This window comes from Bartonella sp. MR168JLCBS (assembly GCF_042194175.1).
Genome location: NZ_JBHIMP010000138.1, coordinates 1 through 265, shown reverse-complemented (window position 1 = coordinate 265; position 265 = coordinate 1). Strand labels below are relative to the sequence as shown.

General features: G+C 40.4%; 1 pseudogene. It reads left to right on the top strand.

Annotation, left to right across the window (positions count from 1 at the left end):
• A pseudogene (locus ACFIK8_RS09825) lies at positions 1-265 on the top strand (M23 family peptidase); the annotation flags it as partial.

Sequence of the window (265 nt, the reverse complement as noted above, 5' to 3'; positions counted from 1 at the left end):
GTTAAAAGTGCAGAACCCCAAATGTCTCAAGCACTAAAAACTGCCTTTCAGAATGGTATTCCACATTCTCATGTCAATACAGCTCAATTACCAACGGTTTATGATGCACTCTATAATGCTATTCTCAGTCATAATATGTCCAACGCCCTCTCTCAGCGGATCATTCGTCTGCTTGCAACAAACATTGATATGAAAAGCCAGATAACACCAACCGATCAGCTCGAAATATTTTATACCGTGCCACAAGAAAGCGAGACAGAAAAAG